The organism is Acinetobacter sp. F-1, from assembly GCF_022869025.1.
In the GTDB taxonomy this organism is placed as follows: Bacteria; Pseudomonadota; Gammaproteobacteria; order Pseudomonadales; family Moraxellaceae; genus Acinetobacter; species Acinetobacter pseudolwoffii.
The window spans coordinates 256272-276972 of the sequence record NZ_JAJKFX010000003.1 but is presented as its reverse complement, the minus strand read 5'-3'; the positions used below and the strand labels follow the sequence as shown (position 1 = coordinate 276972).

Sequence of the window (20701 nt, the reverse complement as noted above, 5' to 3'; positions counted from 1 at the left end):
AAAATCGCACTTTTCTTCATTTCTTGAGCAGTAAAGGGACTGAATTGGATAAATAACTTAATCTTTTTTCTGTTTTATTCTGTTCCTGAAAGCGTAAAGGCCGACAATCTATGTATTCACAATAGCCCCCCTCCCCACTTTCGGTTTCTTCATTTATTTTGACCTGATAACTAAAACTTCCAACATAGCCCGCGGCCAAACCAAATTTGAAATCACCGCGACTTTGCCCTTGTACCCAAATACAGGTACCATCTTTAGCTTCGTAACACCATTCAAATTCACGTGGCAAATACATATTTTGCCCATTCGGCGTGGTGACGCGCGGATAGACACGATGAACTTTAAAATACACTTTTTGGTCAAACATCTGAGTCTGCATCTTGTTTAAATCACGCAAATACATCCGAGACTGAACAATACTATTCACTCCATCCCGAATTTGCGCCAACAGTAGCTGCCGGTTTTCACTCAGGTTAATAATTTGATAAGTCAGGAAGGCCAAAGGCAGATAAGGGAAATTGAAACTTCGTGCATATTCAAAACTTCCGAGGCTATCAATATTATATGTCTGTTGTTTATATTTTAATGTGCCCTGGCAATAGCACAGCAAAGACCAGTGCTCGGCAAGTGAAAACCTCACCTGGCTAAAGTGGGAAATGAGCTGAGTGGTATGAATGCTTAAATCGAAACTGAGTTCCGAGTCAAAACGCTGCAAACGAAAATGAGGAAAGGCCCCACTCAGTTGCTCCCGATCTAAAAACTGAAATAAGCCAGCATCAAAGTTACAGTCCTGCTGTACTGAATAACGATGCAGTTGGCCGACCATATGCGAACTCGTGCTGCAAATCACCGTAGCGGTATCCAGTGCGTTGGTTTGAATTGCACTGGGATTGGCCAGCATCGGTGCATTCGGCTGCCCGATAATGCTGAGAAAATTTAGATAGTGCAGCGGCGCCGGAAGTCCAGGAATCATCAAACCTTGATGAATAATCTTATATTTTGAGGTGGGGCCATGATAGGCAGGATAATGCGAAACAGTTGGAGTCTGATTCAGCTGTTTCGAACGATCTAAAAAATCTTGAAGAAACCGCATCTCAGACTCCTTATATTTTTATAATCTACTCGATCTTTTTGCCATAAAGGTGGTCACAAAACCAGATAAGGCATAGAGAATAGAAATGACCAGAATGCCGACAGGAATATTATAAGTCATCGCAGCAAAGACAAATACGGCAATTGGTAATACAAAAAACGGAACGCGTTTACGCTCTACGGTCTTGAATGAATAATATTTGATATTGGAAATCATCAACAAGCCCACCGCAATAATGACAACGGCGTTAATGATCTGAATGGATGCTTCACGAATATCAAAAATTTCAGGAAAATCTAAACCGACCCAGACCAGCGAAACAATCATGAGAGCCGCCAATGGACTGGCCACACCAATAAAATAACGCTTGTCTACCACGCCAATCTGTACGTTAAAACGGGCCAGACGAAAAGCAGCACAGGCGGTATAGACAAAACAGGCGGCCAGACCAATCCGGCCTAAATCACTCAACCCCCAGCTATACATCAAGATCGCGGGAGCCACACCAAAAGCCAGCATATCGGAAAGCGAATCAAACTGTTCACCAAACGGACTTTGCGCACCAATCGCACGCGCCACGCGCCCATCCAAACCATCCAGCAAAGCCGCAATAAAAATTGCATAGATCGCTTGCTGGAAATTGCCATTCATACTGGCAATAATGGAGTAGAAACCCGCTAACAACGCAGCGGTTGTAATCAGGTTCGGCCATAGATAGATGCCTCGACGCTTAACTTTCTGCCCTTCCTGGGTATGTTCCTCTTCTTCCACCTCAAAGGTGATGCCATCAAAAGGCAAGTCTTTTGATGAGTCGCGTTCCGGTTTGCTTATATTTGTCATTCTTGTCGATCCTAGCTATGACCTGTGCTTTGAAAAAATTATTCGCCGACTAACCAGCGAACTGCAGCGTGACCACCATTTTCACTCATACGAAGATGTGGGAATAACCATTGTAGTGCTTCATCTGCATCTTCAGAGAATTTCCAAGGCGGATTAATCACCAGCAAACCACAACCATTCAAGCCGACTGGGGTGTCATCCGGCCATACACAGACTTCACACACCAGTTGACGGCGGATGCCGGTCTTGAACATTTTTTTCTCGAAGCGTTCAATCATGGCACGGTCTTTAATTGGATACCAAACAGCAAATACACCTGTCGGCCATTTCTTATAAGCGGCAACCAGCAATTCTACCAATTGTGGAAAATCTTTACGCTCAAGCTCATAAGGTGGATCGATCATCACCAGACCACGTTTTTCTTTCGGCGGAATCACCCCCAAAAGACCTTCATAAGCATCACGCTCATGCAAACCGGCACGCTTGTCAAAAATATTATGACGAAGCTGCTGAAACACATCACGCTGCATTTCAAAAATGGTCGCTTTATCAATCTCGCGCATGCCTTCTAGTGCAAACCAAGGTGAACCGGGATAAGCACCCTTACCAAAGTTTTCACGCATTTTCTCAACAACTTTCAAATATTGTTGTACACCTTCAGGTGCATTACGCTTGATCGAGTCATCCAGTTTAACAAGACGATGAATACCGTTTAAGAACTCACCAGATTTTTGCGCTTCAGCAGTCGATAAATCATATTTACCCGCACCACCATGTGTATCTACATAGCGATAAGGTTTGTCTTTTGCATTCAGTCGAGTCAACAACTGAAGCAATAAAACGTGCTTCATGACATCGGCAAAGTTGCCTGCGTGGTAAGAGTGACGGTAATTCATGTTTCATTAATTCCTAATATCAACAGCTATTTTAACATGAAAAATAGTTTCGTTCAGGCACGATTCTTACACTAAAATAGCGAACCTGTTTTGCCACACTATCGAGAATTGAAAAAAATGGAAGCTGTTATCATCCCAGGGGATTGGAATGTTGATCAAATCTTAGATGATTTAGATCAACATGGCTTTAGTATTGTTGACGATGCTTATTCTAGTGAATATCAACATGCGGTAAGTCAGGAATGCTTAAGCCACTTAAACGAATTTCGTAATGCAGCCATTCAAAATGGCGTCGTCAGCAACATCCGTAGTGATCATATTCTTTGGTTACGACCTGAATTTCAAATTTCCCACCTACACACCCAAACCCTGCAACAGTTTTCTCAAGCTTTAAACCGCGCGTTTTATTTAGGCATTAAAGAAATCGAAGCACATTTTGCCTGCTATCACGCTGGCGAGTTTTATGCGCTGCATCGTGACAATCCTAAAGCTAAAAATGGCCGAATGATTTCCAGTGTGTATTATCTGCATGAACAATGGCAGGCAGATTGGGGGGGTGAATTGCGTCTGCAAGATAAAAATGGCCAGTGGCATATTATTCAGCCACAGCCGAACCGGATTGTACTGTTCCAGAGTGATTTGTTACATGAAGTTTTAATTTCCAAACAGCAACGTCTATCCATTACGGCCTGGTTAAGAAGCGATACAGCCCTAGTCTAATGCTCGCTCATGCTTTAAATTTATTTTTTTAACCTCATATAGGCATTATTGAGAAATGAGGATTGCGTTGATGCGATTAACAACCAAGCAGATTATTGAGCGACTGGGTGAAACTGACCAATTGTACTTAAAAGGCAATACGCCAGAATTAACGCTTGAACGTGCTGATCTTCGTTTACAGCTGGTGACTTTAAGTGAGCTGCGTCAGGAACAGCGACATTTCCTGCAAGAAGCGATTGTCTTACTTGAACAAGGCCGGGTGGAATTTGAAGAAATGCCGCTGCGCATGTATATCAATTTATCCTTGCATCTGGCCAAGGCTTATATGATGTTTTTTGAATTGACCAAAGAGCAGCATTTTGCCCTGATTACCCAGCAAATTCTTAAGCCGATGGCCAGTTATGAACATGGCGATATTTATTTTTTACTGGCCTATGCCAGTGCCAGTAAAAATGAGCCGGCCCTGACACGTCACTGGTTAGGTAAATACACCAAAACGGCTGAATGTGAACTGGAATTGTTGCAGCAGCATCATGCCTTTAGTGATTATCGTCAGCAGGAATGGTTTATCAAAATATTAAAAAGTAAAATGCATTAAGCTTAACAGCGTCAAAAAAACGCCTCATTTGAGGCGTTTTCTTTTGAGCATCACTTTCATTTTTTAAGTAATACCAAGATATAACACAGTTAAGCAGGCTGACGTCTGTAGGCATCCATGTGTAATTGCTGGTTCAGCTCATCCACCCAGATTGCCCAATCATCATCCTGTACCAGATGACTAATCAATAATGAACGCTGGGATTTATTCCAGAATGGTGCCTCATGCAAGGACAGGCCTGCTGGAAGTTGATGAGTCCGGATATACAACTCAATGGCAGCAGCGCTATTGGCCAGACCGAGTTGAGAAAATAACATTTCTAAGGATGGTTGGTTCTTCATGAGCATGTCGCCCTCCTTATATCAGATAAATTGTAATTATTTATAGATCTAACTTATAAGATAAGACAAAAAAAACCTAGTCATTTGACTAGGTTTGTTGTTTCTTTTTGTAGACTATAATTTAAACACTTTGCTTGTCACTTTCGACATGTAACAGCTGGTTCAGTTTATCAATAATCACAATCCATTCATCATCTTGATGCCAGTGCTCGCGTAAGAATGCACTTTGGCCCTCACTCCAGAATTCGGCATCCGGTAAAGCGACTTCAGATGGCAACTGATGGGTATGGGTGAATTCATTAATTGCGGCTTCATCAGAAGGCAAACCCAATTGTTCAAATAATAATTCTAAAGTTGGCTGTTGTTCGAACATGATCCACTTGCTCCTGTTATATGCTCTAAACTAAAAATAAGACCTTTACCATCCCTAAAATAAGAACTGGCATAAATCCTTAAATACTCATTTATAAATCACATGACCCAGAACCTTGGGCTTCGCTATGTAATTGTTCATTCAGGACATCAACTAAAATTGCCCATTCATCATCTTTTTTCCACTGACCAATCAGGAAATCATGCTGGGATTTCGACCAGAACGGCGCCTTGTGCAAAGGCACGTCCATGCCAATTTGATGGGTCTTGATAAACTCATCAATCGCCTCGGGACTCGAGTCCAATCCAAGTTGCTGAAAAAACATTTCTAACGTTGGGTGTTGATCAAACATCTTCTTCACCTCGCCTTTTATTGGATTATTTATGTTTTTTAGCTTAGTCCAAGCCTAAGCAAGATTCAGTTGCTGCTGCATCACAGCATGTTATTTTTTGTTCATCAAAAAAATAGAGAGATAAAAAAAGCACCCCGAATGGAGTGCTCTTTCAACTTAATCTAAACGATCAAATTATTTAAGCATGTCAGCAATCGCTGCGCGCTCTTCTTCAAGTTCGTTCAATGTAACATTGATACGCTCACGGCTGAACTCGTCGATTTCTAGACCTTGAACGATTTTGTATTCACCGTTCTCAGTCGTTACAGGGAAACCGAACATAACGCCTTCAGGAATACCGTAAGAACCGTCAGAAGGAATACCCATGGTTACCCATTCGCCATTTGTGCCAAGAGCCCAATCGCGCATATGATCGATTGCAGCGTTTGCAGCAGAAGCAGCAGAAGACAAACCACGCGCTTCAATGATGGCAGCGCCACGCTTACCAACAGTCGGAAGGAATGTGTTTGCATTCCAATCTTGGTCGTTAATCATGTCTTTAACGCTTTCGCCATTAATTGTAGCGAAACGGTAGTCAGCATACATTGTTGGAGAGTGGTTGCCCCAAACTGTAAGATTTTTGATGTCTTTAACCGCTTTACCGGTTTTAGCAGCAATTTGAGATGCAGCACGGTTGTGGTCAAGACGTAACATTGCAGTGAAGTTTTTCGCTGGAAGATCTGGAGCAGATTTCATCGCGATGTAAGCATTCGTGTTCGCAGGGTTACCTACAACAAGAACTTTAACGTCACGGCTCGCAACTTCGTTAAGTGCCTGGCCTTGACCGATAAAGATTTCGCCGTTCACTTTAAGCAGATCAGCACGTTCCATACCTGGACCACGTGGACGTGAACCAACTAATAACGCGTAGTCAGCATCTTTGAATGCAACTTTAGGATCATCAGTACCGATCATGTCTTCTAGTAGCGGGAATGCGCAATCTTGAAGCTCCATCATTACGCCTTTAAGCGCTTGCTGAGCTTTCTCAAAAGGAACTTCGAGCAATTGCAAAATCACTGGTTGATCTTTACCTAGCATTTCGCCGCTTGCGATACGGAATAATAGGCTGTAACCAATTTGACCTGCAGCGCCAGTAACGGCAACACGAACTGCTTGCTTCATCTAATTATCTCCAATTGAGGATATTCAACGCGATTAAATAGTTAGTATTTAATCTAATAATCGTAAACGCGAAAGATTGTACTCCAATCCTTTGCCGGATGCATATAAAAGAGGACGGATTTCATCTAAAGTCTGATAGGAAATATAAATTAAACCGGCAAAAAAGCTCAGTATGTTCCTTTTATTGTGACAGTTTTTGGGCATGTATTAATAATGTTGGCAGGACAGGATTTATAATTGCCATTTTTGTGATAACAGACTTTGATCGAGGTCAACACGCTGCTAGCTTGAGTAAGCTGGCAATTAAATCTCAAAGCATTGGCGGGTAATTGCGGATTAATTCTCACAAATTTCACACGCAGCGCATCGACTGATATGGTGATATTTTCCTGTTCAGTCAGCTCTGCCGGCACTTTAAGCCGGTCTGCATAATTGATAATCGTCCGGAAATATTGGCTGGCATTCATTGGAACACAGCCGCCGATGTTGCGCCACAAAATGGTCCGGGTATTTTCATCCGGCATAATTCTGGCCACCACCTTGGACTGAAGTGGTGAAAGTTTCGCAGAGCTATTGGTTGTACAGTTTTCTGACGTAGCCTGAGGATATAAGCCGGAAATATTCAAGGAATAGCCTTCCAGACATTTTCGTTTCTTTGCATATTCAGGGTACAGGCTACATAAAGCCGGCACCATTTCTACATCCATAACATAGTCTGTCGGCATGGCGAATGCTGCCGGACTGCTGCCCAAAAATACAAGCGCTGCCCATTTCCCCCAAACTCGACGATCCTTCATTATTTTCATGAATAAATCACCATCCCCAATAATTTTAATTTTATTGTGTATTACGTAATGGTATCAGTTGCATACGCTTACCCACGGACTGTGCACCCTGTCCTAACAAGAGACCGTAATGTGTGGCATTGGTCATGACATGTTTCACATAATCCCGAGTTTCAAGTAAAGGAATACTTTCAGTATATTGATCTGCTGCCATGCCCTGAAATTCCGGCTGCCAACGGCGGGCACGGTTTGGTCCGGCATTATAGCCTGCGGTTGCCAAGACTGGGCTGTTGCTGAGCTGACGCTGAATGGTCGATAAATAAAAGGTGCCATAACGGATATTGGTATTCATATCGGTCAAAGCTGCCGGATTATAAGCCTCACCCATTTGACGCGCCACCAGCTTGGCAGTATCTGGCATGATTTGCATCAGGCCACCGGCACCCACATGTGAACGTGCCACGGTATTGAAACGGCTTTCCTGACGCATCAAGCCATAAGCCCAAGCCGGATCGATCCCGGCATTGCGGCTATGACTGACCACGTAATTCTGGTGCGGCATTGGATAACGATAATTGTAGTTATGTTTGTTCACGGTGCGGTCAGCTGCATAAATGGCCCGATCATGCCAACCCATGTCCATGGCACGCTTTGCTGCGGCCAGCAACAGCTCATCATCTTTCTTCAGATAGGCCTGACGCACTGCCCAGTTCCATTCACGGTTAATGTAGTTATTCGGTGCACTGATATTACGTAGCGTGAACGCACGACGGAAATGAATATCCTGATTCAAACGTTGCATGGCCTGATTCGATGGCTGAATTGGATTGGGTGTGCTCGCAGTCAGCTGTCCCAACTTGTCGCGTGCCAGAAGATTGTGATAATCATCCCCGGCGGCCAATGTACGATAAATACTCTCTGCAGTTTTCTTTGAACTACGATCTGCACGCTGCTCACTGGCACGGGCCAGCCAATATTGCCAGCGATCTTCCTGTTTCTGATTGACGCTCATGGCATCAATCGCACGGATTAGGCTTTCCCACGCACTAAAACGGATGGCCTGACGCGCATAAATCTCAGCTTCTTCCGGACTAAATGGCAGACCATAACTGGCATCAAAGGCATTTAACACTTCCCGGTTAAAGTTGTTCTTCATGACTGTGGTTCCACCGACATACCCCACAGCTCGGTATAAGGCACGTTGTACTTGTACCGGTGTGCCTTCAGCAGTCCGTTTCACAATGGATAACGCCGAGTCCAGATCACTATCTGCCAGACGTCCCAGTGCATAAATCAGATAAGCATGTTCTGCCGCACTGTTTTTCGGTGCAGACCATAAATAATTGGTTGGATTGGCCTGAATCGAATTGAGTTGTGCTAAAGACAGATTCAGACCGATTCCTTGCGCAGTGGCAATAGCCTGACCTGACTGACCGGCACGCAATTGTACCCAAAGTCGCTGTTGGCGGTCTTCTGCCGTCATTAAAGGGCTAGAAAGCATCATTCGACCAAGTCCAGTACAAGAATCCGGTTGGCTATTGGTGGTTAGCCAGACCTCTTTAAACTCGGCATAAACCAGCTCATCACCGGCTTTGGCACGAACTTGTGCTACGGCACAGGCTTCAGCTGGATCAGCATTGGTCACATAAGGCAATACCGGTTGAGCCGTGGTGAAATCTGCCATTTTGACTTTTTCTTCGACATAGTCCGCTGCCAGCTTTTCAGCCATCGCAGATTGCGGGTAGCGCTGAGCAAAACTGACAATTTGGCTGGCAGGTTGCAAGGCAAGATTCTGGTTTAAAATCCAGTATTCCGGATAATAGCCTAAAGCATCATTCTGCATGGACAGGCGATATTGTTGTAATAATTCAGTATTACCTGAATTGGCCGCACGTAAGGCATCGTTAAATTGCTCTTCAGCTGCATATGTACTTGCTGAACCGATACACGCCACACTTAACGTAATTAATTTATAATATTTATACATATTTTCAGTGTGTTTCAACATCCCTTTGCCTTCTCTCATCGATTCTGTGCCTAGCCTATGTTGCTTATCATAAGAGCTTTGTTGAAATATTATAAGCAACTGTATTGTTCAGTTATGTAACCTTATGATTAAGCAATATTAATCTACAGACAATTTTTACCCATAAATCAATATTTTTCCACGTTTAATTTAAGCTATAAGTTTAAGCGACTTTCCTGCTAAAATATGCGCCTTCCCATATTTCAGTCCGTGAATTGAATTGTTATTCACCTGTTTGATGCGTCAATCAGGCTGTTCGTTCACTCTTTCAACGTATTACCTTGTAGGAGCCTACATGACGGTTCAAACCTTCATTCCGAATGGTGCCCCAGCTGCCTCAGAAAACACTGTTACCCAGCCAGCGCACACCCCTGTCCATGAGATTGCAGTAAAAAAACTGTATATCGAAACGCAAGGGTGTCAGATGAATGAGTACGACAGTCACCGTATGGCAGACCTGTTAGGCGATTCTCATGGCTATGTGCTGACCAACGATCCTAAAGATGCCGATATTCTGCTGATGAATACCTGCTCGATCCGTGAAAAAGCCCAAGAAAAAGTGTTTTCCGAGCTGGGTCGCTGGCGCAAACTGAAAGACAAGAATCCGGATCTGATTATCGGGGTTGGCGGCTGTGTGGCGTCTCAGGAAGGCGACAACATCCAGAAACGTGCCAATTATGTCGACATGATTTTTGGCCCGCAAACCCTGCACCGCTTGCCACAAATGCTGGATCAGCATTTTGACCAGATCGAAAAACCGAAAAAAGAAAAAATCAAACTGGTAGATATCTCCTTCCCGGATATCGAAAAATTCGACTTTCTGCCTGAACCGCGTGTTGAGGGCTATAAAGCCTTTGTTTCGATCATGGAAGGCTGTTCAAAATATTGTTCGTTCTGCGTGGTGCCTTATACCCGTGGTGAAGAAGTGTCTCGCCCACTGGATGATGTATTGGCTGAAATTGCGGGTCTGGCAGAAAAAGGCGTGCGTGAAATTTCCCTGCTGGGTCAAAACGTCAATGGCTATCGTGGTGAAACCTTTGAAGGCAATATCTGTACTTTTGCCGATCTGTTGCGTTTAGTCGCGGATATTCCGGGCATTGGCCGGATTCGTTATACCACTTCGCATCCACTCGAATTTAATGATGACCTGATCCAGTGTTATCGTGACCTGCCACAAATGGTTTCGCATCTGCATTTGCCGGTACAAAGTGGCTCGAATGATGTGCTTCAGGCCATGAAACGTAACCATACCATCGATGTCTATATCGAGAAGATTAAAAAGTTACGCTCAGTTCGTCCCGATATGCATTTATCTTCAGACTTTATCATTGGCTTCCCGGGTGAAACCGATGAGAACTTTGCAGAGACCTATCAGTTTATTCAGGATCTGGATTTCGATCATTCTTATAGTTTTATCTATTCAAAACGTCCGGGTACGCCTGCGGCAGAACTGGAAGATACCATTCCGGAAGATGTCAAAAAAGAACGTCTGGCCAAAGTTCAGCAATGGATTAAACGCTCGAGTATTGACAAAACGGATGCCATGCTCGGTAGCATCCAGCGGGTACTGATCGAGAAAGTCTCTGATAAAGATCCGAATATTCTGGTGGGTACGGCGGACAACACCCGTTATGTCAACTTTATTGGTGATCCTGCCTGGGTAGGTCGCTTTGCCGAGATCGAAGTGACCGAAATTAAAACTTTGAATTTAGTTTATGGTGAACTCTTGAATCTTGAGCCTGACGTGGCGTAATGTAGAGCATATAACGTACACTTCATAAGGAATACTCTTTGACTGCAGCGATTCGACGTACAGTAGCTTTTCCTGGGATTTCAATGGACCGTATCCAAGCGATGTTAGGTGCTTATAACGGTCATTTGAAGCAAATTGAACAACGTTTAGATGTCAAAATCTCCCATCGCGGAGAGAGTTTTATTGTGGATGGTGGAATCGATGCCGTTGAAAGAGCCGAAATGCTCTTGCAACGTCTACACGAAGAATCTGAACAGAGCCAGCAGATCAGCGCAGATACCCTGCACCTAATGATTCAGGGCAGTCAGACTGACCGTGAACTCCAGCAAGATCTAGAAGACCAAGAACATACCGGCCTGGACAATGTCTGGTTACAAACCCGTAAAGGCCGGATCAATCCGCGTGGTGCCAACCAGAAACGTTATGTACAGCGTATTCTGCAAAGTGATATTTCTTTTGGTATAGGTCCTGCCGGAACCGGTAAAACCTATCTGGCTGTCGCTGCTGCTGTGGACATGCTGGAACGCAATGAAATCCAGCGCATTCTACTGGTGCGTCCTGCGGTCGAGGCCGGTGAAAAACTGGGTTTCTTGCCAGGGGATTTAAGCCAGAAAATCGATCCTTATTTGCGTCCATTGTATGATGCTTTGTATGAAATGCTCGGCTTTGAAAAAGTGGCCAAGCTGATTGAACGTCAAGTGATTGAGGTGGCGCCACTCGCTTATATGCGTGGCCGTACCTTGAATCATTCTTTCGTCATTCTGGATGAGGCACAGAACACCACCCCAGAACAGATGAAAATGTTCCTGACCCGTTTAGGTTTTGGTTCACGAGCGGTCATTACTGGTGACGTGACGCAGGTGGATTTACCGCGCGGCCAACAGTCTGGTCTTTCACATGCCCTGCGTGTGATTGATAAAATCCCTGAAATTCATATCACCCGTTTTCATTCGCGTGATGTGGTTCGTCATCAACTGGTACAGAAAATTGTTGAAGCCTATGAAGGCTGGGACAGTGATCAGCAGCGTTTAAGTGCAGAAGCACGTGCCGAACGTAAAGCACGTCAGGACGCCTTGATCGCTGAAAATAATGCTGCCGCAGATGCACAGCATTAAGCTTTCAATTTAAGGATTTGTGTTGAAACTTAGTCTTTCCTTACAGCAGGATTTTCAGTCACCTGAACTGGTACTAAAACGTGCCTCTATTAAAAAAGTAGTCGAAACCACTTTAGGTCATATCGGTACGCAAAGTAATTGCGAAATCGGAATTGCCTGTGTCGATCATGATGAAAGTCATAAACTGAATCTGGAATATCGCGGCAAAGACAAATCGACCAATGTCCTGTCTTTTCCGAGCGATCTTCCAGATGAAATGGCGCAATTTCTGGATGCCTTTCCCATTGGCGATCTGGTGATCTGTATTCCTGTGGTACTTGCTGAAGCGCTTGAGCAGCAAAAAGCGCCGTTGACGCATTTCACCCATATGCTGGTGCATGGCACCTTGCATTTAATGGGTTATGATCATGAAACATCAGATGAAGATGCGGAAGAAATGGAAGGCATTGAAATTGAAATTCTGGCCAAGCTGGGTTTTGAAAATCCTTATCTGGAACGAGATTAAGATTTAAAAGAAAATGAAGGAAGCGAGCTGAGGCTCGCTTTTTTAATGCTTTATATTCGCTCTTCCTCTAGGAGATGAGAATCCTCAGAATATATTCTGAGTTCGCAAGGGAGAGGTTCTAATACCTGTTAAAACCCCTCTCTAACTCTCTCCCAAAGGGAGAGAGAACTAGAATGAATTAACGTACTTCAAACTCTGCTTCAGCCGGATCAAAACGCCAGGTTCGGATAATCCGCAATTCAGAAACTTCCTTCATTTTGGCATCAAACGCACCAAATGGCGCCGCTTTACGTACAGAAGATTTCGCAGCCTCATCCAGCATGGCATGTCCTGAACTGTCAATTAATCGGATGGCACGAATCCCTCCATTCTGATTCAGGATCACCATCAGACGAACTTCACCTGCCAGATTCTGCTGCTTGGCAGCTTCCGGATAATACTGATTGCCATAAAACTCTACTTTCTGACGGAACTTTTCCAGATAGGCTGCGGAGACATCCTGCTTGGATTGAATACCATCCACAGTTTTAATTTTTTGCTGACGACTAAAATTTTGCTGACGCTGTAAATATTGCGCTTCCAGACTGGCCACCATGGCTGCTTTGGCCTGAAACTGGCTTTGTAACTGCTCCTGCATTTTTTTACGCTGATTTTCTTCTGCCTGTTTTTGCCAGCTCAAGGTGGTCATCAGCACTTTTTCTTCAAAACTGAGTTCCTGTTTCTGTTGCAGCAGATCCGGACTTTCTTGTTGTTCTTCCCCTGCCTTCTGCTCTAACAAAGGAGATGGCATATCACTCGACATCCGATGCGCTTCTCGAAACTTGCCAGACCCTTGCTGGTCTGTCTGGGCCAGAAAATCAGCGTGTTCAATTTTTTCATCTGTTTGTCGCAAGCTGACTGCAATTTCTTTGGTGCTGGTCTCCCGATCTTGCGGCATACCAAATTCCAGTGTCAATACGATCAAATGCAGAATGCCTGCGGTGAGCACGGCACTGCTAAACACTGGATCTTTCCACCAGGTTCTGACCAGAGGCATTAATATCATTGTTTATCACATTACCCAAACTCAGTCCTGAGTTCAGTTCCCCAAAAAAGTATTTTAAAGATTAAAAACAAACAAATTGGGCATTTCTATTTTAAAAATGCCAAATCCATCAAATCTTCAACGTTACATAACTAAAACTATAAAAATGGTGCTATTTATTTTGCTAAACTTCAAGCTTGAATACTTGTATTTTTCATACAATTCGACAAGATACACTTCGAGTCAAAAATAAAGTTGCTAGGATGCTTCAATATGCAAACGCTAATTTCCAATATTTCCAACCGAATCCGCCAAGTGTATCAGAGGGCGGAAGGATTTATTGAGGATGAGCGTGAATTCCCTTTATCGCAAGTCTTCTTAAATGCAACTTTTCAACGCTTTGTCACCGACAATGTCGATGCACTGAAAGACTTACACGCAGACCTGCATGAAGACTGGCTGCGTCTCTACGCGACACTAGACTATAAAGGCCTGAATATCACTTTGTCGGTAGACTTGAAGCTGGTTCAGATGGAACTGAATAAGACCACCCAGCTGATTGTATTCGAGCAAATCAGTGATACACAGCTTATTGACGCCAAATATCCAAATCTGTTGTATAAGCTTGGGGTGCGTTTTGCCCTGTTCTTCTATCAACGCATCTTGAACAAAGATCCATTGGGCATGATTCTGGAAAAACTTGGCGTTATTAAAGTCATTGATGACTTGCTGTATCTGGACTTGAACCGCTGGTTAGGCAAAAACCGTTCGATTATTGATACTCTAGGAAAAGTTCATGTGAATCATGCAGTGCTTCGCGAAGCTGAACTGGTGGTGATTGGTAATGTGAATCTGGCAGCCCTGTTTAGGAAACTTTCTCAAGACAGAGAGGAAAATTGGGATGAAGACGAAATGGACGATAACCTGGTGACCCCGATCAAACAGAAAGATCCGTCTTGAATACTATTCAATCTCGTTTTTTGAACTTTTGTTGAAAACAACTACATGAAAGATACATTTTTGCTAGAAATATCCCTTAAATTTCCATATTTTGCCTAAAGAATAAAAGCTACAACAAGTAAGATATTTTGCCCGTTTAACCAATATAGGAAAATGACTAATGGTGAAGACTGTATTTAAGACTTTAGCGATGACCACAGGTCTAAGCGGTGCAATACTGTTGACTGGTATTTCTAGCCAGGCTTTTGCCATGACGCCTTTCCAAGCCAATTATCAATTTAGCTATAATGGCAAGAATATGGGTTCTGCCACCCGTACTCTGAGTAAATCCGGCAATAACTGGACTTACGTCTTTGCTGCAAAAGCCGGTGGTATTGCTTCAGCAACTGAAACCAGCCGTTTCACCTTTAATAACGGCAAGATTGGCTCCAGCAGTTTCAGTCGTAGCAGTAAAATCCTGGTACATAACAACACCATGAGTATTAACTTTAATCCTTCCAGCAAAACCATCAATACCAGAAAAGATGATGAAAAGCGTTCTTTTGCCTGGAGAGCCGATGTTCTGGATGAACTGAATGCGGAATTACAAATTCGTGAAGATCTAAAAAATGGTGGCTTAAAATCGAATTATTATCTTGCTGATGCTAAAGAGGTCGAAGGCCGTAAGTTTGTTCGACAAGGTTCAGAAACGGTCAGTACCAAATATGGTTCTTTTAATACCATCAAGGTGGTGATGAAGCATAGCAAGCCGGGTCGTGAAACCATCTTCTGGCTGGCACCGAAACTTGACTATCTGCCAGTCAAAGTTTCGCATGTAGACAAGAAAACCTCTTATGGTTTGCTATTAACTGACTATAAAGGTGCAAGCAACTAAGATTTTGGCGAATTTCACTTGATTTTTTCCGGGTGCTTTTTACAATACGCTTTTGCTTGAAAAAGCACCTGCTCTTGAGGATTCTCCCGTGCATGCACTAGAACAGAAAATCTTGGCCGAAGGCATCGTTCTCTCTGAAGAAGTTTTGAAAGTGGATTCTTTCTTAAACCACCAGATTGACCCAGTCATGATGCAATTAATTGGTCAAGAATTTGCGCGTCTGTTTAAGGATGCTGGTATCACCAAAATTATTACGATTGAAGCATCAGGTATTGCACCTGCAGTGATGGCAGGTTTAGAACTTGGTGTACCTGTCATCTTTGCACGTAAATACCAGTCTTTGACCCTGAAAGATGATTTATACCGCTCTAAAGTGTTTTCATTTACCAAACAGACTGAAAGCACCATCGCGATTTCAAATAAACACATCAGCTCAACCGACAAGGTTTTAGTGATTGATGACTTCCTGGCGAATGGTCAGGCGGCGCTGGGTCTGGCCGATCTGATTCATCAGGCAAACGCAGAAGTGGTCGGTATTGGTATTGTGATTGAAAAATCATTCCAGCCTGGTCGCGACTTGCTGCTTGAAAAAGGCTACCGTGTGGAGTCACTGGCACGCGTAAAATCTTTGGCAAATGGCACAGTTGAATTTGTTCGTGATTAAGCAGTCATGCTGATCATGAATTTAAAAGCGCCAGATCTGGCGCTTTTTTTTATAGCTAGCCAACTCAAAAATAAAAACCAAAATGTTCACAAAATATCAATTGTTTATCGCCTAAAGCACCTTATGCTTAACAGAACAAGATTCTAATCTTTTCAATTAAACCTATATTTATAGAAACATTATGCGTGTTACGACAGGTAGCATGTCATACATCATGGAATGAGACTATGCAATGTCCTAAATGTGGCTCAACCGAGATCGAACAGCGCGATCACGAACAGAATTTAAAGAAAATTGGCGGTATTCTCATGAGTTCTGCCGGCGCAACTGCCGGGACTGTGGGTGGTGCTGCTTCGGGTGCTTCCATTGGTGCTGCGATTGGCACGGTAGCAGGACCTTTAGGTGTTATTGTCGGCGGGACTGTAGGCACCTTTGTCGGCGCAATCAGTGTCGGGATTACTGGTGGTGTAGTGGGGAATTTTCTAGGCAAGAAAGCCGGGATTTCCGTCGACCGTAATTTATTCTTGGATTATCAATGTTTAAAATGCAAACATAGATTTATTCAAAAAGATCAAAAAGATCAAAAAGATCAAAAAGATCAAAAAGATCAAAAAGATCAAAAAGATCAAAAAGATCAAAAAGATCAAAAAGATCAAAAAGATCAAAAAGATCAAAAAGATCAAAAAGATCAAAAAGAAGATTAATATCATGAAGGAAATGAAGTGAGTGAGTTCTTCATTTCCTTCTGAGTTAATGCTTAAGACTGATTGAGTTTGAAAGCCACTTCAGCCAGTCGTTTGCCCTGTACTTCGCACAAAACTTTTTCATCTGGGCTTAAACCCTGATCATGCCGTGGGCCACTGACATGACTGGCACCGTACGGCGTACCGCCAGTCTTGGTATTGGACAAGGCAGCTGTAGCATTACTGAGCCCCATAATCATCATACCGTGGTGGAATAATGGTGGCAGCATAGTCAACAAGGTACTTTCCTGTCCGCCATGCATGGAACCCGATGCGGTAAAGACACAGGCCGGCTTACCGTGCAGCGCACCATTCAGCCATAGACTGGTGGTCTGATCCCAAAAGTATTTCATTTCTGAGGCCATATTGCCAAAACGGGTCGGTGAACCTAAGGCCAAGCCAGAACACTGGGTCAAATCCTCTAAACTGCAATAAATATCTCCTTCTGCCGGAATACTCGGCTCGGCTATGGTTACGACGCTAGAAATATTCGGGACAGTCCGAATTTTTACCGCCATTCCTGCCGATTCAACGCCATTGGCTATCAGATGTGCCATTTCTTTCGTTGAGCCATATTTGCTGTAATATAAAACAAGAACATAAGGTTGCATGAGGCTTCTTATTCATTACTTAAAAAAATAAAACTATACGATATTCTGTAACTTTTTTGGTTAAGCTAATGGATGAAAATTCATGATGATTAAAAAAATTGAGATTGGATGCACATGATTGTTGAGTATTTAAAAAAGTTACCCTTTTATGAGAAACACTGGTTTCAGTTTATTTTATTCGTACTCCGACGCTTTGAAGCAGACCGTTGTCGTGAGCAAGCCGGTTCCCTGACCTATACTACGCTTTTCGCAGTCGTGCCGATGTTGACGGTTTTCTTGGTCATTATTTCATCGATTAAAGCCTTAGAGCCTGCACGACAACAATTGCAACAGCTGATCTACAGTAACTTTCTACCCAAAACCACGATTGCCTTTGATAAAGCGCTGAATGCCTTTACCGATAAATCCAGTAATTTAACCGTGATTGGTATCCTGTTTTTATTCATTACGACCGTATTGATGCTCACCAGTATCGAAACAGCCTTTAACCGAATTTGGCGAGTGACTCAGACCCGAGGTGGAATTATCGGGTTTATGCGCTACTGGACTATCATTTCGCTGGGACCGATTTTACTGGGTAGTGCCTTCGTCATTTCATCAACTGTGGCTTCCATGAGTGTCCTCAGCAATAACTTTGCCGGGTATGAACTTAATGGTGCTTTTGTCCTCTGGGCCATTTCCTTTTCTCTGACCGTACTCGGGTTTTTCATTCTCAACTGGACCATCCCCAATCGCAGTGTGCCACTCAAGTCTGCATTTATTGCCGGCCTGTTTAGTGCAGTGGTGTTTGAGCTGCTTAAAAACCTGTTCGGTTTTGTGATGTCAAACTTTACCAGTTATGAGATTGTCTATGGTGCATTCGCCGCTGTGCCGATTTTTCTACTGTGGATTTATTTATCCTGGAATATTGTCTTACTCGGCGTTGAGATCAGTTATGCCCTGACGGCCTTTGAATCTGGCCAGGATCATAAACGTCACCCAATCATCATGCTGCTGGATCTATTAGAGCTGTTTCATAAAAAGCAAAAAACTGGTGAGAGCATTAGTGAAGCAGAAGCATTAGATGCTTTGGGTCGTGATGAAATTGGTCGCTGGCCAAACTATGTGAGCATGTTTGAAAAACAAAATCTGATCAAACGTACCGATGACAATGAATATGTTTTGGTACGTGATCTGGATCAGGTGAGTTTTTGGGACTTTTATCTGCAACTTCCTTATCCATTGCCACGTAAGCATCACTTCACCGAGGCACATACCGAGGAAATCTGGATGCAGAAATTCTCACCTAAACTACAGGAAACCGATCAATATCTGGAAGAAAAGTTGAGTTTTCCACTTTCCGAATTGTTCCGGAATAAATAATCCTAAATCCTCTCGCTTGAGAGGATTTTTTTAAGTTGTTTGCGTAGACTTCCAGCAGACGATCGCACCTGCGGTCACCAAAGCAGTACCAATCCAAAAACTCAGCTCGGGTCGAATATCCAGAATCAGCATGGACATAACTGAAGACAGAATTGGCATAAAATAGGTGGCCAAAATCAGTACCTTGATATTGCCGTACTGCATGCTCTGATTCCAGTTACTATAAGCAATCCCGATCAGACTGCCTACTATGGCGATTCTCAGCCAGAGCTTCAATGAAGGCATCCTGAAAGGCTCATCCAAGCCCAGATGTAAGCCCCATAACGCAATGACGGCGACCACAAAAAAAATCGGTACGCCGTTTTGTCCACGACCATATTTTCTGGTCAGAATGCAATAACATGGCCATAACAAGGCACCGATAAAAGCAAAGCCATAAGCCCAAGGATTTTCAGCTAAAACCTGCATAAGTTTCGATAGATTGGTAATTTCAGGATTGACCACCAACATCAGACCGACTACAGCAAGCAAAAATCCTGGAATGACCCAAAGACGCGCCTGCAATTGCCGGGCAAATATCGAAAAGACAATCATCAAGGGTGGCCAGAGATAATTAATCATCGCAATCAGCATCACCTGTTCACGGTGATCCGACCAGGCAACTGCAACAAGAAATAGAATTTCATAAGCAACGAACAAAGCCCCACAACCCAATAGATAGCGCTTGGACATTTGCCTGATTTTAGGAAATCCAATCAATGCCAGAATCGCCAGACTACTAAAAGTGTAAATCAGGGCAATCCCCTGCACCGGACTGGTAGATTCGGTAATCAATTTGACCACAGCCACCAGACTGGCCCAGATCAGAATGGAAGACAGGCCAATCCAGGTGGCCAGTTTCATCGACCAGACGTTCATGTTTGCTCTTGAGGATTATTCGTTGTATTCGGTTTTTTCAGCCATCCCTGCAAGCTCACCAGAATCACGCCCAGCATGACCATACAGGTTCCAATAATAAAATTCAGTTCGATCTGTTCATCCAGAATCAACACCCCAAACAGCATGCCAAATACAGGCGTTAAAAAAGAAAATACGCCCAAACGTGAAGCCAGATAATGTTTCAGCATCCAGAACCAGATCAAATAACTGGCAAAGGAAATCAGCACGGTATGAAAGATCAGACTGGAAATAGACAGGGTCGTCCATTGAATGGTCGCTTGCCCACTAAAAAAAGCCAAAGGTAGCAATAATATGCCGCCCATCAATAATTGATAGAATAAGGTCTGGGTGGCAGGTGCTTCAGCCAGTCGGCTCAGACGTACACTGACAGTGGTGGCTGCCCAGAATATACCTCCGAGTAAGGCCAGAAAATCTCCCCACAAAGCATCGGTTTGTAAAGTAGAGCTTGTCTGTGGTCTGAGTAAAAAACTGACCACAATCCCGCTAAATGCCACGAAGATACCGCCCCATTGCACACGCGACAAACGCTCTGCCGGCAATTTCCAGTGCAGACCCAATGCGACAAAAATCGGCGCAGTATAAAGCAAAACAATGGTATGCGAAGCTGAGGTATAGCGTAGTGCTTCCCCAATCAGATAAAATTCGGTTGCGAACAGTATTCCGACCAGCAATCCTGCAGGCAAATAGCGGGTGCTCAAAAGCTGACGGCGCACGCTCTGCTGAATCAGGGGATACACCATGATCGCAGACAAGGCTGAACGCAAGGCAATTTGCATCAAGGCTGAAATATCACTGGCCGCCCATTTCAGCACGACCTGTTGTAGCCCCCACAACATACATAATACAAACATGATGGCAGATGCTTTGGTATCTAGCGCCTGACGTTGCTTCACCCCTACTCCTGTGACCGCTTTAAAGTGCCCACTATAATCTTCTCTGCGGTAA

General features: G+C 43.7%; 23 protein-coding genes. 10 read left to right on the top strand and 13 right to left on the bottom strand.

Going from position 1 to position 20701, the window contains the following annotated elements:
• Window positions 1-16 precede the first annotated feature (16 nt).
• Genes LOZ91_RS05145 through rlmJ form a run of 3 tightly spaced genes read right to left on the bottom strand, consistent with a single transcriptional unit; the run spans window position 17 to window position 2829 of the window.
• On the bottom strand, window positions 17-1093 hold the full coding sequence (locus LOZ91_RS05145; protein ID WP_244782753.1) for a DUF6670 family protein: 1077 nt from the start codon (window positions 1091-1093) through the stop codon (window positions 17-19).
• Window positions 1094-1111: 18 nt separating this feature from the next.
• Complete coding sequence (gene pssA / locus LOZ91_RS05140; RefSeq protein ID WP_005094042.1) at window positions 1112-1933, bottom strand: CDP-diacylglycerol--serine O-phosphatidyltransferase; 822 nt, start codon at window positions 1931-1933, stop codon at window positions 1112-1114.
• Between the two features lie 38 nt (window positions 1934-1971).
• Window positions 1972-2829, bottom strand: a complete 858-nt coding sequence (gene rlmJ / locus LOZ91_RS05135) for a 23S rRNA (adenine(2030)-N(6))-methyltransferase RlmJ (RefSeq protein WP_005094045.1) — start codon at window positions 2827-2829, stop codon at window positions 1972-1974.
• A gap of 117 nt (window positions 2830-2946) precedes the next feature.
• Here rlmJ and LOZ91_RS05130 point away from each other — a divergent pair, with 117 nt between their 5' ends.
• Together LOZ91_RS05130 and LOZ91_RS05125 are read left to right on the top strand one after the other, a co-directional pair.
• Complete coding sequence (locus LOZ91_RS05130) at window positions 2947-3549, top strand: 2OG-Fe(II) oxygenase (RefSeq protein ID WP_100355119.1); 603 nt, start codon at window positions 2947-2949, stop codon at window positions 3547-3549.
• Window positions 3550-3619: 70 nt separating this feature from the next.
• Window positions 3620-4147: a hypothetical protein gene (locus LOZ91_RS05125; RefSeq protein ID WP_100355120.1), complete on the top strand. Its 528-nt coding sequence runs from the start codon at window positions 3620-3622 to the stop codon at window positions 4145-4147.
• Between the two features lie 89 nt (window positions 4148-4236).
• On the opposite strand, the gene LOZ91_RS05120 is transcribed toward LOZ91_RS05125, so the two are convergent.
• The 6 genes from LOZ91_RS05120 to LOZ91_RS05095 all read right to left on the bottom strand — a co-directional run bounded on the left by LOZ91_RS05120 (window position 4237) and on the right by LOZ91_RS05095 (window position 9146).
• The gene (locus tag LOZ91_RS05120; protein WP_005094049.1) at window positions 4237-4494 is read right to left on the bottom strand and encodes a DUF2789 family protein; all 258 of its coding nucleotides are present in this window, start codon (window positions 4492-4494) and stop codon (window positions 4237-4239) included.
• 115 nt (window positions 4495-4609) lie between these two features.
• The gene (locus tag LOZ91_RS05115; protein ID WP_244782757.1) at window positions 4610-4864 is read right to left on the bottom strand and encodes a DUF2789 family protein; all 255 of its coding nucleotides are present in this window, start codon (window positions 4862-4864) and stop codon (window positions 4610-4612) included.
• Between the two features lie 88 nt (window positions 4865-4952).
• Window positions 4953-5213, bottom strand: coding sequence for a DUF2789 family protein (locus LOZ91_RS05110; protein ID WP_005094053.1), 261 nt, complete (start codon window positions 5211-5213; stop codon window positions 4953-4955).
• A gap of 174 nt (window positions 5214-5387) precedes the next feature.
• Entirely contained in the window at window positions 5388-6374 is a 987-nt protein-coding gene (locus LOZ91_RS05105; protein ID WP_005168672.1) for a malate dehydrogenase, read from the bottom strand.
• Between the two features lie 167 nt (window positions 6375-6541).
• Window positions 6542-7180, bottom strand: coding sequence for a hypothetical protein (locus tag LOZ91_RS05100; protein WP_005168674.1), 639 nt, complete (start codon window positions 7178-7180; stop codon window positions 6542-6544).
• Window positions 7181-7211: 31 nt separating this feature from the next.
• Window positions 7212-9146, bottom strand: a complete 1935-nt coding sequence (locus tag LOZ91_RS05095) for a lytic transglycosylase domain-containing protein (protein WP_180040701.1) — start codon at window positions 9144-9146, stop codon at window positions 7212-7214.
• Between the two features lie 334 nt (window positions 9147-9480).
• Between LOZ91_RS05095 and miaB the strand changes: the two genes are divergently transcribed.
• The 3 genes from miaB to ybeY are packed head-to-tail and all read left to right on the top strand — an operon-like array spanning window position 9481 to window position 12558.
• Entirely contained in the window at window positions 9481-10938 is a 1458-nt protein-coding gene (gene miaB / locus LOZ91_RS05090) for a tRNA (N6-isopentenyl adenosine(37)-C2)-methylthiotransferase MiaB (protein ID WP_159138917.1), read from the top strand.
• A 38-nt stretch (window positions 10939-10976) separates the two neighbouring features.
• Entirely contained in the window at window positions 10977-12053 is a 1077-nt protein-coding gene (locus tag LOZ91_RS05085; protein ID WP_005094064.1) for a PhoH family protein, read from the top strand.
• Between the two features lie 22 nt (window positions 12054-12075).
• Window positions 12076-12558, top strand: a complete 483-nt coding sequence (ybeY, locus tag LOZ91_RS05080) for an rRNA maturation RNase YbeY (protein WP_005094076.1) — start codon at window positions 12076-12078, stop codon at window positions 12556-12558.
• A gap of 178 nt (window positions 12559-12736) precedes the next feature.
• On the opposite strand, the gene LOZ91_RS05075 is transcribed toward ybeY, so the two are convergent.
• Entirely contained in the window at window positions 12737-13594 is an 858-nt protein-coding gene (locus tag LOZ91_RS05075) for a TonB family protein (protein WP_244782756.1), read from the bottom strand.
• Window positions 13595-13855: 261 nt separating this feature from the next.
• Between LOZ91_RS05075 and LOZ91_RS05070 the strand changes: the two genes are divergently transcribed.
• The 4 genes from LOZ91_RS05070 (at window position 13856) to LOZ91_RS05055 (ending at window position 16784) form a co-directional block, all read left to right on the top strand.
• Complete coding sequence (locus LOZ91_RS05070; RefSeq protein ID WP_005094079.1) at window positions 13856-14542, top strand: hypothetical protein; 687 nt, start codon at window positions 13856-13858, stop codon at window positions 14540-14542.
• Window positions 14543-14702: 160 nt separating this feature from the next.
• Window positions 14703-15416, top strand: a complete 714-nt coding sequence (locus tag LOZ91_RS05065) for a DUF3108 domain-containing protein (RefSeq protein WP_005168676.1) — start codon at window positions 14703-14705, stop codon at window positions 15414-15416.
• 88 nt (window positions 15417-15504) lie between these two features.
• On the top strand, window positions 15505-16080 hold the full coding sequence (locus LOZ91_RS05060; RefSeq protein WP_005094083.1) for a xanthine phosphoribosyltransferase: 576 nt from the start codon (window positions 15505-15507) through the stop codon (window positions 16078-16080).
• A 227-nt stretch (window positions 16081-16307) separates the two neighbouring features.
• A complete protein-coding gene (locus tag LOZ91_RS05055; RefSeq protein WP_244782752.1) occupies window positions 16308-16784 on the top strand; it encodes a hypothetical protein in 477 nt (158 codons plus the stop codon).
• A 53-nt stretch (window positions 16785-16837) separates the two neighbouring features.
• On the opposite strand, the gene wrbA is transcribed toward LOZ91_RS05055, so the two are convergent.
• Window positions 16838-17434, bottom strand: a complete 597-nt coding sequence (wrbA, locus tag LOZ91_RS05050; RefSeq protein WP_244782751.1) for an NAD(P)H:quinone oxidoreductase — start codon at window positions 17432-17434, stop codon at window positions 16838-16840.
• Between the two features lie 114 nt (window positions 17435-17548).
• Here wrbA and LOZ91_RS05045 point away from each other — a divergent pair, with 114 nt between their 5' ends.
• On the top strand, window positions 17549-18796 hold the full coding sequence (locus LOZ91_RS05045) for a YihY family inner membrane protein (protein ID WP_005168686.1): 1248 nt from the start codon (window positions 17549-17551) through the stop codon (window positions 18794-18796).
• A gap of 30 nt (window positions 18797-18826) precedes the next feature.
• Here the strand turns inward: LOZ91_RS05045 and yddG are convergent, their stop codons facing one another.
• Together yddG and LOZ91_RS05035 are read right to left on the bottom strand one after the other, a co-directional pair.
• Window positions 18827-19714 carry an aromatic amino acid DMT transporter YddG gene (gene yddG / locus LOZ91_RS05040; protein ID WP_244782750.1) on the bottom strand — a complete coding sequence of 296 codons (888 nt, stop codon included), beginning with the start codon at window positions 19712-19714 and terminating at the stop codon, window positions 18827-18829.
• Window positions 19711-20649: a DMT family transporter gene (locus LOZ91_RS05035; protein ID WP_244782749.1), complete on the bottom strand. Its 939-nt coding sequence runs from the start codon at window positions 20647-20649 to the stop codon at window positions 19711-19713. The genes yddG and LOZ91_RS05035 overlap by 4 nt, the downstream gene beginning before the upstream one ends.
• Window positions 20650-20701 lie beyond the last annotated feature (52 nt).